Raw genomic sequence first — 15,288 nt, 5'->3', positions numbered from 1 at the left:
ATGCGTAAATCACTTTTAGCTCTTAGCCTTCTAGCGGCTACTTCAGCGCCAGTTATGGCTGCTGACTACTCTGACGGCGATATCCACAAGAACGATTACAAGTGGATGCAATTCAACCTAATGGGTGCATTCAACGAACTTCCTGGTTTCCCTGATGGTTCTAACCACGACTACCTAGAAATGGAATTTGGCGGTCGCTCTGGCATCTTCGATCTTTACGGTTACGTTGACGTATTCAACCTAGCTTCTGATCCAGGTAGCGATAAGTCAGGCGCAGAAAAAATCTTCATGAAGTTTGCACCTCGTATGTCTCTTGATGCTGTAACTGGTAAAGACCTATCTTTCGGTCCAGTTCAAGAGCTTTACGTTGCATCTCTAATGGAATGGGGTGGCGGTGGCGCTACTAACTGTGATTTCTCTACTGGTACTTGTATCCCAAGCACTACAGTAAACAACCAAAAAATCGGTCTAGGTTCTGACGTAATGGTTCCATGGTTGGGCAAAATTGGCCTAAACCTATACGGTTTCTACGATGGCAACAACAAAGACTGGAACGGTTACCAAATCTCGACTAACTGGTTTAAACCATTCTACTTCTTCGAGAACGGTTCATTCATTTCTTACCAAGGTTACATCGATTGGCAATTTGGTATGAAAGATGAGTACTCTTCTTCAAGCTACGGCGGTGCTATGTTCAACGGTATTTACTGGCACTCTGACCGCTTCGCAGTGGGTTACGGTCTAAAAGGCTACAAAAACATCTACGGCATCAAAGAAGTTGACGGTGTAGATTCAACTGGCTTCGGTCACTACGTAGCTGTAACTTACAAGTTCTAATTGAACCAATAAGTTCCCCAAAAATGGCGCCTCTCGGCGCCATTTTTATTTGCTTTCCTTTTTTCCCTCATTATCCTTGCAGCAAACCTTTTTAATGAGAGCGTTTGGTGAATATTCTCATCCTTGGCCCTGGGGCCGTCGGTTCACTCTGGGCGACTAAATTCAAACTTGCTGGGCACAATGTCTCCCTATGGGGAAGAAGCTCAAACAGCGAGCAGTTGCTCCAACTTGATGACAATCCAGCAATCAGTTTTTCTAATCAGCACATCCCTTCTGTTCAAAATGCAGATCTGATTGTTGTAACGGTAAAAGCGTGGCAAGTAGACGGAGCTATTGAGCTCTTCTTCCCTACATCAGCGAAGACACCATCATAATGTTGATGCACAACGGAATGGGCACTGCACCGCTACTTGAAGCAAAACTGCCTGATAACCCATTAATCGTTGCCACAACAACACACGGTGCTTACAAACCAAGTAAAGAGCAGGTTCTTCACACTGGTCAGGGGAATACTCAACTGGGTGGTTTTAATGCTAAAGGTGCTCAGTGTGACTTTCTTGCAGATGTGATGAACCACGCTTTGCCCGAGGTAAATTGGAACCCAAACATCAACGCTGCGTTGTGGACCAAGCTTGCGATCAACTGTGCTATCAATCCACTGACCGCGATCCATCAATGTAAGAACGGGGAGCTTGCCGCTCCTGAGTTTGCCATCGAGTTGACTAATATCACTCATGAGCTGGTAGCAGTCATGAATAAAGAAGAGATAGAGATCGATTTTGACTCTTTGCATACCACTATTATGCAAGTGGTTAACGCTACAGCGGCCAACTACTCTTCTATGAGGCAAGATGTTTTTCACCAACGTCGCACCGAAATTGATTTTATTACTGGCTATTTGCTGAAAACTGCTGAAAAACATCACATTAATACGCCAGAGAACGCCAAACTCTATCAACGCATCAAACAGATTGAACAAAGCTGGACAGAACAATGAATAAAAAGATCTTAGTACCTATCGCGCCGGGCACAGAAGAAATGGAAGCGGTAACCGTTATCGACTTGATGGTTCGTGCGGGCTATGACGTAACGGTCGCAAGCGCAGATTTCGATGGTGCACTGACTATGAAAGCGTCTCGTGGCGTGACACTAACCGCGGATTGCAAGCTGGTTGATATTGCCGATGACGAGTTTGATGCGATTGTTCTATCTGGTGGCGTAGGTGGTGCAGAAACCTTCCGTGATAGCACCATCATGATTGAGATCCTGAAACAGCATATGTACGAAGGTAAACTGGTTGCGGCTATTTGTGCTGCGCCAGCTTTGGTTCTACACCACCACAATCTTTACCCTGAAGCCCTGATGACATGTCATCCAAGCTTCCAATCTCATATTCCGGAAGACAAATGGCGAGCAAAACGCGTCACCATGGATGTGAATCACAACCTACTGACGAGTCAGGGACCAGGAACTGCTCTTGAGTTCGCGATGGAAATCATTATCAAACTTTCCGGTAAAGAACATGGATGGATGGTAGCTGAACCTTTAATCACTATTCCAACACTGCATTACCACGAACTCGGTGACGAATAATGTTTGACGTAAACGCTGTACGCGAACAGTTCCCTGCCCTGAATCAAGACGTAAACCAATCGCCTTTGGTTTACCTTGATAGCGCAGCTACAACACAAAAGCCACAGTGCGTGATCGATGTGATTAGCCGTTACTACAGTGCACAAAATGCTAACGTGCACCGTGGCAGTCACAGCTTAACAGCCAACGCGACCAGTCAATTTGAAGCGGCTCGTGACACCGTTGCGAAGTTCATTGGGGCGAGCAGTTCAAAAGAAATCATTTGGACTCGAGGCGCAACCGAAGCACTAAACCTAATCGCGCAAACTTATGCTCGAAGCTCACTCCAAGCGGGTGATGAAATCCTGATCAGTGAAATGGAACATCACGCCAACATCGTGCCTTGGCAAATTGTCGCAGAGCAAACGGGCGCGAAAGTCATTAAGGTTCCGATGACCTCCGATTGCCAGTTCGATATCGATGCGTTTGAAGCACTGTTATCGGAGCGCTGTAAAATCGTAGCGTGTGCACAAATCACCAATGTGACGGGCTCTCGTCAGCCTATTGAGAAAATCATCGCCATGGCACATGCGGTAGGCGCGGTTGTTGTTGTTGATGGTGCACAAGGTATTGTTCATGAACCGTTGAACTTGGCAGAGCTCGATGTTGATTTCTATGTTTTCTCTGGTCACAAACTGTATGCACCTGCAGGGATAGGCGTGCTGTATGGCAAGCTTGACCTTTTAGAAGCAATGCCACCATGGCACGGCGGTGGCAAAATGGTCGAAAGAGTCTCGTTTGAGAAAACCACTTTTTCTGCCTTGCCGGGTAAGTTTGAAGCGGGAACACCAAACGTCGCCGGCGCGATTGCTCTAGCGAAAGCCATCGATTGGTACCAAAGCTTCGACCAAGCCGCAGTAGAGGCACATCTGCATTCTCTGCAAGACAAAGCTTACCAAGCACTAAACCAGTTGGACGACATTCAAATCCTCGGTTATCAACCGAATGCTTCAGTGCTTACTTTTGTGATGGATGGTGTTCACCATCAAGACATTGCCACCCTGCTTGATCAACAAGGCATCGCTGTTCGTGCTGGTCATCACTGTGCTCACCCTCTGATGGATGCGCTCAACGTCAAAGGCACGGTGCGCGTTTCTTTTGGTATCTACAATACGTTAGAAGATGTTGAGAGGCTGATTGCTGCGGTCGAGAAAGCGGTCGATATGCTTTAACAATAAAAATACCACTGTAGATATATAGAAAAAGGGTTGAAACCGTTTGGCTTCAACCCTTTTCTTTATTCTGTTCGTTGTGCGATTTTAACTCACGCCAACTACTGAGCCTGTGTTTTGATCTGCTCAACAATCGCTTTCAAACCGTTGCCACGCGATGGGCTTAGGTGAGCAATTAAGCCCAGTTTTTCAAAGTAAGCATCAATATCAAACGCTTGGATTTGCTCTGCCGTTTTACCGTCGTAAGCCGCCATCACCAAGGCAATCAGGCCACGAACGATACGTGCGTCAGAATCAGCACAGAAGTGCCATACACCGTCTTGCTCTTTGCTCACCAGCCATACTAGGCTTTCACAGCCAGATACCGTAACTTGCTCTGATTTAAGCTCTTCAGGCATTTGAGGCAGCTTTTTACCCCATTGGATGACCTGACGGTAGCGGTCTTCCCAACCTTTAAATTGCTGCATGGTTGCGGCGATGTCTTCACTGGTGATGTCAGTGCCAAACGGCGAGACAGGGAAATCAGTCATGATGCGCTCTCTTCTTTGAATTACTTCTTATGTTTTTGGATCAGCTTTTCAACGATACGAGATACCGCAACAAAACCAAACGTTGCTGTTACAACCGTCGCTGCGCCAAAACCACTCGCACAGTCCATACGTTTTGGACCTTCTGCTGTCGATTTCACGCCACATACTGAACCATCGGCTTGTGGGTACTTCAATTGCTCGGTAGAGAACACACAATCGATACCAAACTTACGTGCCGGATTTTTCGGGAAGTTATGATGACGACGCAATGTATCTTTGATCTTCTTCGCCAGTGGATCTTGGATAGTCTTGGTCAGATCCGCCACCATGATTTGGGTTGGATCGATTTGACCACCAGCACCGCCTGTCGTGATCACTTTGATCTTGTTGCTACGACAGTAAGCCAGTAGAGACGCTTTTGCTTTTACGCTATCGATCGCATCCAACACGTAATCGAACTCTTTGCTCAAGTACTCGTGCTGGTTATCTGGCGTGATGAAATCGTCAATCAGATTCACCTTACACTCTGGGTTAATCAGCTTAACGCGCTCTGCCATCACCTCAATTTTGCTTTGACCAACCGTGCCAGTCATCGCGTGGATTTGACGGTTAATGTTAGTCAAACACACGTCATCCATATCAATCAGCGTCAGCTCACCAATACCAGTACGTGCCAGCGCTTCTACCGCCCAAGAACCTACGCCACCAATACCAATCACACACACGTGTGCAGCACGAAGAATTTCTACTTCGCTGTTGCCGTAGAGACGACGAGTGCCACCAAAACGTTGGTTGTAGCTGTCAGATGCCGGAGTATCGAGTTCACGCATATTGAAGTTCCAGATGATCGATAGAAAAACAAAGAGTGCGATTTATACGCACTCTTTGAGGAAATGTCTAGATGATGAGAGGCGATTCCTCTCGCTAGGCGTTTATTGTAACTTCTCTGGCGGCAAAGCCCAAGGTGCTTGCGTTGGCGTGTTTTCCAAGCCCAACTTCCATACTCGACCAAAGTGCTTGTAGTGACCCGCTTCTGTACCCGCGCGTGGTCCCATACCATGGTATAGGTCGAGATGATTTTGTTTCACCGCACCGCCAGTGTCTAACACAATAAGAAGACGAAGCTGGTGTGCCCCACTCCATGTACCGTCTTTATTAAGTAGCGGCACTTCCGCCAAAATTGGCGTACCCATAGGTAGAATCGAACGATCGCCTGCTACCGATGCCATTGGCAGTAAAGGAATGCCCGCAGAGCCCGTTACTGGCGCATCCGCTTGTGGCGCAAAGAAGACATAAGAAGGGTTCTGCTCTAACAACTCGCGAACCGTTGCTTCATCATTCTTCATTACCCAATCTTTGATAGCTTTAAGTGACATCTCTTCACGTGGCACTTCACCACGCTCAATTAGAATTCGGCCAATACTCACGTACGCTTTGTTGTTCTTGCCTGCGTAAGCGAAGTATTCCAGCGTATCGTCATCTTCAAAATGAACAAAGCCGCTCCCCTGCACTTCCATCATAAACGGGTCAATCATATTGGGTGCATAGCCAAGCTCTAGACCTTGCCCCTCTAGTGCACCATTATAGATCTCGGCACGTGTCGGACAGTTTGAGCTGCAAACCGGCTTGCCATACACCGGGTATTTAAACGTTTCGTTTGGTTCGTGACGCAATTCCATCACTGGTGAGAAGTAACCCGTGAACAACACGTTGCCCTTCTTGTCACCGCCACCAAGCTGCGCGGCTTGGATGCCGTAAGCACTGAGCGCAGTCGTGTCACCACTCTGCAATGCCCATTCACTCAACTTCTCATAAAGTGGCTGATACATTTTTGCCATTGAAGGCGACTTAGTCACAACCTGTTCTGCTTGTTTGTTGAACTCAGTGAAATCTTGTGGCTTGTTCGATTCAACGACATCGGCTTTATTCAAAATATGCGAAAACTCGCCATCGTAATCTTGCTTAGCAAGTAGGTTTTGTTCTGGCTCAGTCGCACAACCAAATAGCAGACTTAAAGAGACAATAGGAAGGAGTTTTTTAAACACGTGTTTTTTCCGTAAAAGAAGATAGCAAAAGGATGGCAAACAAATGCAAACGACGCAATTGAAAAGCTGCGACAAAGTGTATCAGCGTTAAGGCAAAGACTTGGTTTGCTGCCAATTTATCCATTTAAACTGGGTTGAGGATAATAACAGCAATGGAATCAAACGATTGTCCGGAAAATGTTTGTGAAAAGTCGCAAGAACATAAAGATGTGACAAAACGCGACTCCCTGCCACACGCAACGAATCACGCTTTGAGAAACAGTGGTTAGCGAACCGCTAAATTAGAATGACCTTCCAAACGAAACACGGGAAGGTAATGAGCATTTGAGTCCAGTTTTATCTCAGCGTAGTGCTGGTCTGTAAACTCAAATGTGCGCACCGTAGAGCCCACTTTATATGACAACGTATCACCATCAAACTCAAAGTCCGTCGCAACGGTAGAACCGCGTACCGTCACTCCTCTCTCACTCAGAACAAACTCTTCTCGAGCATAGGGAGCTACATCTTGCTCGACCCATTTTCCATAGATGGTCGATTTAGGGATCGGCGGATTTACATAGCGCGTAATCAAATCGCCGTACATCATCAAAACGGCAAAAGTACCGATGAGCGCCGTCAGCATAAGTGAACGTTCGACCCACTTTCGAAATGTCGATTTGGTTGAGGAGTTTTGCTCGGTTTGAGCAGCGATCGCAGCATTCTTATTTACAACTGAAGACATGAGGCTCACGTGTTTGAACTAGACCCATGCATTGTACCCCCATCGACCAAACACAACCAAGCACCACGCTCACGATGTTTGTGCTTTATTCCAAAAAATTGGCTTGCCAACAATTGAATAAAAAGACAATATTAAAGCATAAATAAACACAAGGAATGGCTGTAGTGAAAATTCGTAGTACTGCTCTGGTTAAAGGATTCCGTCAATCCACACCCTATGTGAATGCACACCGTGGAAAAACCATGGTATTGATGCTTGGAGGCGAAGCGGTTGCTGATAAAAACTTTGGCAACATTATCAACGACATTGCTTTAATGCATAGCTTGGGCATTAAACTGGTTGTGGTGTATGGAGCTAGACCTCAGATCAATCAACTACTGGAGAAGCAGGACCTTACCACGCCATACCACAAAAACGTTCGTATCACAGATGAAGCAGCCCTTTCAGTAGTTATGCAAGCCGCAGGGCAGCTTCAACTGGCCATTACTGCACGCTTATCTATGAGTCTAAATAATACGCCAATGGCAGGTACCCAACTGAACGTCGTGAGCGGCAACTTTGTCATTGCTCAACCGCTCGGTGTTGATGATGGCGTCGACTATTGTCACAGCGGCCGCATTCGTCGAATCGATACTGATGCTATCCATCGCACACTCGATCAAGGTTCCATTGTGTTACTTGGTCCCATTGCCAGCTCAGTCACAGGCGAATGCTTCAATCTGCTTTCAGAAGAAGTGGCCACCCAGTTGGCGATAAAGCTTGGAGCCGACAAACTGATTGGCTTCTGCTCAGAGCAAGGGGTGATTGACGATAACGGTAACGCCGTCGCTGAACTGTTCCCTATCGAAGCAGAGCATGTCATTAAGAAGCTTACTGAGAACACCGCACCAGACACCGACTATAACTCCGGTACATTACGTTTTCTTAAAGGCTCTATTGCAGCTTGCCGTGCAGGAGTGCCACGAAGCCACCTTATCAGCTACAAAGTGGATGGCGCACTCATCCAAGAATTGTTCTCTTTCGATGGTATCGGTACACAAGTAGTGATGGCTAGTGCCGAACAGGTACGTGAAGCGGACATCGACGATATTGGCGGTATTTTAGATCTAATTCGCCCATTAGAAGAGCAGGGCGTACTAGTAAGGCGTTCTCGCGAACAACTTGAGCAAGAAATTAATAAATTCACCATCATCGAGAAAGATGGTCTGATCATCGGTTGCGCGGCTTTGTACCCATATATTGAGGAGCAAAAAGCGGAGATGGCTTGCGTGGCGATCCACCCAGACTATCGCGACGGTAATCGTGGATTATTGCTACTCAATTACATGAAGCACCGCTCTAAGTCAGACAGTATCAATCAGATTTTTGTCCTGACAACACACAGTCTGCATTGGTTTAGAGAACAAGGTTTCTATGAGGTGAGCGTCGATTATCTACCAGGGGCAAAGCAAGGGCTGTACAACTTCCAGCGTAAGTCGAAAATCCTCGCGTTAGACCTATGAGGAGGAACGAAACTCAGTACGTTCTACGACTAAATAATTATGCAAAGCTTTACATTGATATTGGTCGCAATTTAACCTTTTCAATATACATACTGTTGGTTATACTCTGCGCAACAAACGGTCGTATTTCAAACAATCGACAAATGGATCTAGGTGAATAACTATCACCCTAAAGTGCGGAGCAAGCTTAGCTGCTCTGCATGACGCATCAAGGACAGTTGTTACTCTTACAATGAATAAGATGAGCACTGTTATGAAAACCATTATTTGTAACTCACTTCAAAGCTTCTGGGATATGGCGGATAACCATTTTCTGGAAGGGCTAGACGTCCACTGCGTATTTCCCGTCAATGACGCCATTAAAGATTTTATCTTGGCTTACCAACAGCAGTACAAAATTCGCAGCGTGTCATTTACCAATGCGTTTACACAAAATTAAAAAAGACCGAGCATGACGCTCGGTCTTTTTGTTTTAACTAGATAAGCGAGATACCAACCCACTCGCTCGAGTGGTTTTTACTTTAATACCGCGCTTGAGGACATTCATCTCGGCGTACATCGCAAGGCGTTTCTTTGCACGAGTAATACCTGTGTAGATCAGCTCGCGAGTAAGGATTGGGCTGAAATCTGGCGGCAAAATCATTAGCGTGTATTCAAACTCACTGCCCTGTGATTTATGAATGGTCATCGCATATGCGGTTTCATGCTCAGGCACTCGGCTTGGCAGCACCGACTTCACGCTGCCATCTGGCAGTTCGAAGAACACTTTAAGACGCGGTTCACCTTCGCTGTCGTCTCGCATACAAATGCCGATATCACCGTTATACAATCCCAAGCCATGATCATTACGCGTGACCATCACAGGTCTGCCGTGATACCAAAGTTCATCTTGGGTTTGAATCAACTTACGTGCAGCTAGTGCTTTTTCAATGCGTTGGTTTAAACCGGTCACACCAAAATCACCTTCACGGATGGCACACAATAATCGGCATTGATTAAAGGTATCCAACACGGCTTTGGCTTTGTGGGTCAGTGTTTCTGGTTCCCCAGTCCTCTGGTCAATCTCTTGCTGTCCGATGCGTTTTAAATAACGACCATATTCGGCAACCAAAGTCTGCATCATCTGATTGTAGTTTTGACTGCTCAGTGCGAAATGCTCGATATCAGCAAAATCACGATTCCAAACGTCGTCTACTTTTGCGGCTGAGCCAGCATTGACCGCTTTCGCTAGCTGACCGATACCAGAACGGGCATCGAATCGGTAACTCTTTTGCAGCATGCATAGGCTATCGGCAATCGAAGCATTACTGTTGGTGCTGTACGCCAAAGTGTCAAAACCTGTTAGCTTCGCGACTGCAGACGCCTGCTCTTTGCCAAAGCCAAATGCATGGAACGAACAGATATCACCTAGCACCGCACCCGCTTCTACCGATGCCAACTGGTCTTTATCTCCGAGAAGAATCAAACGCGCATGCTTTGGCAGTGCATCCACAACCTTGTACATCATCGGCAGATCGACCATGGAGGCTTCATCCACCACTAAAATATCGAGGTGCAGCGGATTTTGTTTGTTGTGACGAAACTCTGCACTGTTTGGGATCGCGCCCAATAGGCGATGCAAAGTGCTCGATTCGGTTGGAATTTTCGCTTTAAGCTCAGGCTCCACTGGCAACTCTTGAATCGCTTTACCAATAGACTCCGTCAAACGCGCTGCCGCTTTACCTGTTGGCGCCACCAGCTTGATGGTGAGGTTTTTCTCTTGTCCTGCTTGCTCAATCAGCGCGGCAAGCAATTTGGTTACCGTGGTGGTTTTACCCGTACCCGGCCCACCAGAAATCACCGCAAAACGACGCGTCAGTGCCACCGCAGCAGCGACCTTCTGCCAGTTAACACAAGCTGATAACGGTACAAGCTTGTCCAGGACTTGCAATTCATGAACCTGTTTTGCTTGGCAGACCGCCACATCAATGGCCGCCCAATCGAGACTGTCTACAGTGACCACATCCAAATGGTCACAGACTAATTGCTGGCGTAGCACCTGGTTGCTGGTTCCTGCCTCTACCGCTTTGGCTAATGCGTTGAACAGAAAGTGGTACTGACGAGCAAACAAATGATGTAGCAACTCAGACAAACGTGTGAACTCTTGAGGTTGTAGGTTTACAGCCGCACTGAGTTGATTAAGTTTGTCCGCCAACGTCACTTCATAGTGCCAGTAACGATGCAAGTAGAGACGCTCGCCATCAAACATCATTGGCAAAGCTTCACCTTGAGTGCCAACCAAAGGCGACGCTTGTAGAAGCTCAACCCAATTAACGCCTTGCAGCTGAGTATTAAGCGCTAACGCAGACTCCCCAAACAGACCGAGCTTACTGGCAAGGTCTGTTGGCTGCCCTTGGCTGTCAAACAGAGGCAAGCAGATGTGTCCTTTGCCTAATTCACTACTGATCACGCCAGCAATAAATGCCAGTTCTTGGCTGTTCGCTTGTTGCTCAACTTGCGAATAGATAAAGCGCGCGAACTGGAAATCCAATTGGCGAATCGCTCCTTTGTTTGCCAACGATTCTAAAGTTGCCAATAGATCTCGTGTTGCCACTGGGCTGCTTTGCTCAGAAAGAAGATCATTGTTTTTCATCAAATTAACTCCATCTGACCCGATTCACTGGATCGTGTGTCAGGTGCTTGACCATCAATCAAATGATCTATCTCTTGTAAAAATTCAAAGGTTGGCTTGGCAGAAAAAATACCGTGATCACTTTGCCCATCCATCCCACGCAAGAACAGGTAATAAACGCCGCCAAAGTGCTGTTCATAATCATAATTTGGCAATCTGCTGCGTAAGAAGCGATGCAGCGCCAAAGCATAGATTTGGTATTGCAGATCGTAACGATGATCCGCCATCGCCGACTTCAACGCATCGCCATGATAATGGAACACATCATCGCCTAAGTGGTTCGATTTCCAGTCGAGGACGTAGTATTTGCCTTGGTGCTCAAACACCAAGTCAATAAAGCCTTTCAACATGCCTTGCACGGTTTGGAAACCCAGATCGCCCGCTTTGGCAGACAGCGGATCATGTCGTTGAATCACGCGGTTCAATGCTGGTGCAGATAGCACTTCAATCGGTAATAAGAATTCCATCTCAACCAAACGTTGTGTCGGACCTTTCTGATTGAGTAGCAGTGCTTTTCTATCCAAAGGCGTTGCCAGCACGGTATCAATCAACTGTTGCAGGATTGGCAGCCACTCTTCATCAAGCTGCTCACTTTCCATTAAACCGAGGATAATTTGGGTGTTCTCTTCTGTCGTCGCTGGCTGAGTAAACTCAATTTCCTCAAATAAGCTATGCAGGAAAGTACCCGGGCGTGCACCACGTGGGAAGTTGAATATAGAGCGTTCTGGCTCAACCAATTCCGCCTCATCTTGCTCTTCTGAAGAGTCGATATCAAAGCCGGTAATTTCAATCGTCGCGTCATGCTCGGCATGATGAGAACCTTGTTTAACCAAGCCCGAGTAACTGGTGATTCGCCAGTTTCTATCAATCGGGTTTTGCAGCTCTTTAGCTGTCAGTGCATCCAACTCGGTTTGCTCCGCAACATACATCTCGTCGTGCTGCTTTGGGGGATCACAAATCACCACGTTATCGAGATTCTCTTGCTGCTTTTTCAGCCCCACAAACAGGTCGTTGATACCGCCTTCTTGACCGTTTTGCACCAAGTAACCAATCGCACTGTGATGCACGCCGGTTGGCTCTTTGGTTGAGCGACCATTGCGCAGCGGCGAAGCACCAATAAAGCAGGCATACACGGCACGCGTTAGCGCTACATAGATAAGGCGCAAATCTTCAGCAAGGCGCTCTTTATCTGCCTGTTTTAAAGACGCATCATTGCCCGTGATATCAAGTACGGTGCGATCGTTCTCAGCGTCGTAGTATTTGGCTTCACTCGCTTCTCGGTAACCAAACACAAATGGCAAGAAGACCAAGTCATATTCCAGACCTTTTGATTTGTGAATGGTGACGATTTGCACCAAGTTACGCTCTGATTCCAGACGCTGAATTTGGTCATCGCTGCCACCTAGCCCATGTTCTGCATCGCTGATGGATTGCGCTAACCAACGCAGCAAACCGTGGTCGCTGTCTAATTCGTTGCTCGCTTGCTGCAATAGCTCACCAATGTGCATCAGATCGGTAAGTATCGCTCACCGTTCTCACTTTGCGAGCTCGCCCCTTCTTCTAGCAAACGCTCAGCAATATGACGCTTACTGATCACTGCTCGCAGCATAGGAAGCACACCACGTTGCACCCAAAGCTTACGGTATTCTTTGAACTCGTTAACCGCGTTTTCCCACACGGTTTCATCGTTGTTGAGGGCGTCTAAGCTGGCAGCATCCAGAGCAAATAATTCTGATGCTAGGCTGGCACGTAATGCTCTGTCATTTTCTGGCGTTAACACCGCTTGCAGCAAACGCTGTAAGTCTTGCGCCACAGAGCTAGTAAACACGCTATCACGGTTGGAAAGGTATACGCTGGCAATGCCTTGGTCTGCTAACGCCTGTTTGACCATACGACCTTCGCTACCCGTTCGCACCAACACCGCAATGTCACCCGCTTTAACCGGCTTCTGCTTTTCTCCATTGACCAAACACGCTTGGCCTTGTTGCGCTGCGGTCAAGATGGTTTGAATTTGGCTCGCTGTCGCCTCTGCCATAGCGGTGAGATATTCGCCTTTTGGCAGAGGTTTATCTTCCGCTTCTTGCAGCCAATAAGTCAGTGCAGGTTGCTTGTGACCACCCATAGTCCAAACGCGTTTGTCAGCGCTTGGGCTGTAGTCCACAGAATGGAATGGAATGTCGGAATCATAAATAAACGGGCTATCTGGCAGAGCAAAAATCTGGTTCACTGCCAATACCATATCGGCACTTGAGCGCCAGTTGGTACCAAGGGTGTAGTGAGCACTAACTTGGTTACGAGCCTTGATGTAAGTGAAGATATCCGCCCCACGGAAGCCGTAAATAGCCTGCTTAGGGTCACCGATCATAAACAAACCGCACTCAGGATTATCCAAATAAATGCGGCTAAAAATACTGTATTGCAGTGGGTCGGTATCTTGGAATTCATCGATCATCGCTACCGGATAAAGCGTGCGAATACGCTCTGTCAGTAATGCGGTTTCATCGGTATCAATCGAGGCAGAAAGCTGAGTCAGCAAGTCATCGAATGACAACCATTGTTTCTGATTTTTTGCTTTTGCCAGCATCACGCGACAATGCTCAATCGCATGAGCTAACAATGGCGCTTTTAAGCTGATTGGGTTGGCAAGGAAGGCTTCTATCGCCTCAAACACCGGGTGCTGTGGCGCAGTGCCTTTCGGGGTTTTCTCAGTTAACACACTCTGCGCGAACTTCTCCAGCTTATCTGGATAGTCATAGCCCGTGGTTTCTGTCGAAGCCCATACGTTGACCGTTTCTAACCACGTCGGCAAAGACTTTTTAGTATAGCTGCGTTTGTTGACATCGGAATCAGAAATCAACGCGAGGAAATCATCTTGGTTATCACGCCACTGGGCTTTCAAAGCATCAATTTGCTTTAAGTTTTGCTCATGCAAATCGGCAAGGCTACCTTGCATTGCAGGAACAGAGAGACTTAGCGGCGCGCCTGTGAGGTAGTTACTGATGTCATACAGCAGATCCGATGGCGAGCCCCAGAGTTGGCGTACTTCTCCAGCCAAAGCGAATGGTAGAGGGTAGAAGTTACGACGCCAGTAATCGGCAACCACTTGCGCTTTAAGATGGCTTTCGTCCGTTACAAACTCATTGTTGAAACGACTACCGGATTCGAATGCGTTTTGCGTCAGCATGCGTTGGCAGAAACCGTGAATGGTGTAAACCGCAGCTTCATCCATTTGGCGCTCTGCTTGCAAAAGGATCTCAGCGGCTTGCTTATGATCCTCGATTTCTTCCAACAAAGGTTGAATCACAGGATCTGAGCTTTGTCCGCGAGCGAATGCGATCCTCGCGTCGTGAATACGCGCACGAATACGATCACGCAGCTCCGCCGTTGCGGCTTCGGTAAAGGTCACCACCAGAATTTGATCCACGGTCAACGGCACGCGGTGTTTGGTATCTGTCGTGCCATGCCCTAGTAGGAGTCGCAGATACAAACCCGCGATGGTAAAGGTTTTACCCGTACCTGCCGATGCTTCAATTAACCTTGCACCATGCAGTGGAAAAGTCATGGTTTGCAGTGGAGTTGGAACTGACATTTGCGCCATAACGCTGAATCTCTCCGGATTATCGACTGACCGAACTGTGATCTGTCGTTAAAAATTCTATTTATATGTCTAACAAGTTGGAATATTTAGAGGTTAGTGGGATCTCACTCACGGTTATCCTGATCTTCAACCGCTAGTATGCGCGTCACGAGATGAGCACTGATAACAGATCAATCACTTTAACGTATTGATAAATGATCAGGCTAAACACTCAAACGAATCATGGTCCCTCTGACCTTGTGGCCGTACAGCGAACGCCCTACAAAAAATAATGATTTTCTGGCGGCCACCCTACTCTCTTCTTTATCTAAATAATCCAACTTATTCTTATACCCAAGCGACTTCAAGATACAGGATTCAGAGCGTTGTCACTGATTCAAGTTCAAGGAAAACAACGCTGTGTAATAGATTACTCTTTCCAAGTTGTTTGACGATGAAATTGCTTCAGTGACACGCTCCCGAAGGGCGAGTTGTCTTGGCTCGTATACTTCGTTGACGATTTTTAATTTAGAGCCACTAGATCTTCAAATCATCGCCTCGCCTACAAGCCAAGTCAATCTCGCTGAACCAAGCATCTTGA

At 47.1% G+C, this 15,288-nt stretch carries 10 protein-coding genes and 2 pseudogenes; 6 read left to right on the top strand and 6 right to left on the bottom strand.

Translation table 11 applies throughout. The annotated features are described in order from the left end of the window. The 4 genes and pseudogenes from KHO06_RS04725 (at nucleotide 1) to csdA (ending at nucleotide 3,641) form a co-directional block, all read left to right on the top strand. Nucleotides 1–837 carry an outer membrane protein OmpK gene (locus KHO06_RS04725; RefSeq protein ID WP_005427311.1) on the top strand — a complete coding sequence of 279 codons (837 nt, stop codon included), beginning with the start codon at nucleotides 1–3 and terminating at the stop codon, nucleotides 835–837. Nucleotides 838–944: 107 nt separating this feature from the next. Beyond that, nucleotides 945–1,834: pseudogene (gene panE, locus KHO06_RS04720) on the top strand (2-dehydropantoate 2-reductase). Further along, the gene (locus KHO06_RS04715; RefSeq protein ID WP_212582180.1) at nucleotides 1,831–2,430 is read left to right on the top strand and encodes a DJ-1 family glyoxalase III; all 600 of its coding nucleotides are present in this window, start codon (nucleotides 1,831–1,833) and stop codon (nucleotides 2,428–2,430) included. The pseudogene panE and the gene KHO06_RS04715 overlap by 4 nt, the downstream one beginning before the upstream one ends. After that, complete coding sequence (gene csdA, locus KHO06_RS04710; RefSeq protein WP_212582179.1) at nucleotides 2,430–3,641, top strand: cysteine desulfurase CsdA; 1,212 nt, start codon at nucleotides 2,430–2,432, stop codon at nucleotides 3,639–3,641. Before KHO06_RS04715 ends, csdA begins: the two co-directional genes overlap by 1 nt. 101 nt (nucleotides 3,642–3,742) lie before the next feature. On the opposite strand, the gene csdE is transcribed toward csdA, so the two are convergent. The 4 genes from csdE to KHO06_RS04690 form a co-directional block, all read right to left on the bottom strand. Further along, on the bottom strand, nucleotides 3,743–4,171 hold the full coding sequence (gene csdE, locus KHO06_RS04705; RefSeq protein ID WP_005450927.1) for a cysteine desulfurase sulfur acceptor subunit CsdE: 429 nt from the start codon (nucleotides 4,169–4,171) through the stop codon (nucleotides 3,743–3,745). A 20-nt stretch (nucleotides 4,172–4,191) separates the two neighbouring features. Beyond that, on the bottom strand, nucleotides 4,192–5,001 hold the full coding sequence (tcdA, locus tag KHO06_RS04700; RefSeq protein ID WP_212582178.1) for a tRNA cyclic N6-threonylcarbamoyladenosine(37) synthase TcdA: 810 nt from the start codon (nucleotides 4,999–5,001) through the stop codon (nucleotides 4,192–4,194). A 102-nt stretch (nucleotides 5,002–5,103) separates the two neighbouring features. Beyond that, complete coding sequence (gene mltA, locus KHO06_RS04695; protein ID WP_212582177.1) at nucleotides 5,104–6,216, bottom strand: murein transglycosylase A; 1,113 nt, start codon at nucleotides 6,214–6,216, stop codon at nucleotides 5,104–5,106. Nucleotides 6,217–6,481: 265 nt separating this feature from the next. Beyond that, a complete protein-coding gene (locus tag KHO06_RS04690) occupies nucleotides 6,482–6,937 on the bottom strand; it encodes a DUF2850 domain-containing protein (RefSeq protein WP_005427286.1) in 456 nt (151 codons plus the stop codon). 164 nt (nucleotides 6,938–7,101) lie between these two features. Here KHO06_RS04690 and argA point away from each other — a divergent pair, with 164 nt between their 5' ends. Then, the gene (argA, locus tag KHO06_RS04685) at nucleotides 7,102–8,439 is read left to right on the top strand and encodes an amino-acid N-acetyltransferase (RefSeq protein ID WP_212582176.1); all 1,338 of its coding nucleotides are present in this window, start codon (nucleotides 7,102–7,104) and stop codon (nucleotides 8,437–8,439) included. A 253-nt stretch (nucleotides 8,440–8,692) separates the two neighbouring features. Next, complete coding sequence (locus KHO06_RS04680; RefSeq protein WP_005427310.1) at nucleotides 8,693–8,878, top strand: hypothetical protein; 186 nt, start codon at nucleotides 8,693–8,695, stop codon at nucleotides 8,876–8,878. A 33-nt stretch (nucleotides 8,879–8,911) separates the two neighbouring features. On the opposite strand, the gene recD is transcribed toward KHO06_RS04680, so the two are convergent. Together recD and recB are read right to left on the bottom strand one after the other, a co-directional pair. Continuing rightward, nucleotides 8,912–11,071 carry an exodeoxyribonuclease V subunit alpha gene (gene recD, locus KHO06_RS04675; protein ID WP_212582175.1) on the bottom strand — a complete coding sequence of 720 codons (2,160 nt, stop codon included), beginning with the start codon at nucleotides 11,069–11,071 and terminating at the stop codon, nucleotides 8,912–8,914. Beyond that, nucleotides 11,071–14,708: pseudogene (gene recB, locus KHO06_RS04670) on the bottom strand (exodeoxyribonuclease V subunit beta). Before recB ends, recD begins: the two are co-directional and overlap by 1 nt. Nucleotides 14,709–15,288: the final 580 nt, after the last annotated feature.

Origin of the sequence: Vibrio sp. B1FIG11 (assembly GCF_905175335.1) — a bacterium.
In the GTDB taxonomy this organism is placed as follows: domain Bacteria; phylum Pseudomonadota; class Gammaproteobacteria; order Enterobacterales; family Vibrionaceae; genus Vibrio; species Vibrio campbellii.
This window is presented reverse-complemented; position numbering and strand designations above follow the sequence as displayed.

Excerpts from the sequence above, each read along its gene's own strand:
- KHO06_RS04680 (WP_005427310.1), top strand. The coding sequence starts at position 8,693 with ATGAAAACCATTATTTGTAACTCACTTCAAAGCTTCTGGGATATGGCG.
- KHO06_RS04690 (WP_005427286.1), bottom strand. The coding sequence starts at position 6,937 with ATGTCTTCAGTTGTAAATAAGAATGCTGCGATCGCTGCTCAAACCGAG.
- KHO06_RS04725 (WP_005427311.1), top strand. The coding sequence starts at position 1 with ATGCGTAAATCACTTTTAGCTCTTAGCCTTCTAGCGGCTACTTCAGCG.
- KHO06_RS04715 (WP_212582180.1), top strand. The coding sequence starts at position 1,831 with ATGAATAAAAAGATCTTAGTACCTATCGCGCCGGGCACAGAAGAAATG.
- tcdA (WP_212582178.1), bottom strand. The coding sequence starts at position 5,001 with ATGCGTGAACTCGATACTCCGGCATCTGACAGCTACAACCAACGTTTT.
- csdE (WP_005450927.1), bottom strand. The coding sequence starts at position 4,171 with ATGACTGATTTCCCTGTCTCGCCGTTTGGCACTGACATCACCAGTGAA.
- csdA (WP_212582179.1), top strand. The coding sequence starts at position 2,430 with ATGTTTGACGTAAACGCTGTACGCGAACAGTTCCCTGCCCTGAATCAA.
- recD (WP_212582175.1), bottom strand. The coding sequence starts at position 11,071 with ATGAAAAACAATGATCTTCTTTCTGAGCAAAGCAGCCCAGTGGCAACA.